This is a genomic window from Oleiphilus sp. HI0067 (genome assembly GCF_001635735.1).
The window spans coordinates 1-1105 of sequence record NZ_LWFI01000150.1 but is presented as its reverse complement, the minus strand read 5'-3'; the positions used below and the strand labels follow the sequence as shown (position 1 = coordinate 1105).

At 47.4% G+C, this 1105-nt stretch carries 1 protein-coding gene; it reads right to left on the bottom strand.

The window, feature by feature from the left end; genetic code table 11:
• A partial coding sequence (locus A3739_RS02005; protein ID WP_197471962.1) for a GspE/PulE family protein occupies nt 1–1105 on the bottom strand: 1105 nt, incomplete at both ends.

Sequence of the window (1105 nt, the reverse complement as noted above, 5' to 3'; positions counted from 1 at the left end):
CGCAGTGCACTCGAAATCGCATCATTGGTATGAAGCGTGGACAATACTAGGTGTCCCGTCATCGCCGACCTTAAGCCGATATCGACGGTCTCTTCATCCCGCATTTCACCGACTAAAAGCACGTCTGGGTCATGACGAAGACTCGCTCTCGCAACAGAGGCAAAATCTAATCCTATTTTGGGGTTCACCTGAATTTGCGTAAGTCGGCTCATCCGGTACTCAATAGGGTCTTCTACAGTCACTATTTTGAGCTCAGGTTTATTTAAAAACTTCAGAGCCCCATAGAGCGTTGTGGTTTTTCCGCTACCGGTTGGCCCAGTTACCAGAATCATGCCATGCGGTTGTGCCAGAGCTTGTTTGAATCGCACTTCAATCTCAGGAGGCATACCTGTGTCAGACAGATTCAGAACTTGCTGGCTTTGATCTAAGAGACGCAATACAGCGGTTTCACCAAACTGTGTCGGAAGTGTCGCAAGACGCACGTCAATCGAACGTCCATTAACGAGAATATTGAAACGCCCGTCTTGAGGCAGACGCTTTTCAGATATATTTAAGCCGCACATTAACTTAAGTCGAAGCACTAGCGCCGCTCCAACTCTTGTTTCACGCATCACTGTTTCACTGAGCACACCATCTACACGACGGCGAATACGGATCACGGTTTCTTCTGGCTCTATATGGACATCCGAAGCACGCGCTAATACTGCATCTTCAAAAATAGTTTGCAGCAAACGAACAACGGGCGCATCACTATCGTCAACATCGGCTTGGCTCAATTGCGCGATATCAAAAACCTGCGCGGATAACTCCGAATCTAACTCGGTAGCGATGGTTGAGATCTCTTCGTTCTGCTTGTAGACCTCATCGAACGCAACAAGTAACTGAGACTCGCGAATTACCGCCACTTCAACATCGTGACCAAGCTTTTTGGCTATCTCATCAACTGCGGCTAAATCCATAGGATCAGCCATTCCGATTAGACTTGTACGCCCATTATCAGATAAAACAATCGCGCGTAATCGTCTCGCCATCGTTTCAGGCAGCTGCATGCTTAACTCGAGATTCATTCCTTGCTGATTAAGATCAACAAACTGGAGCTTAAGCT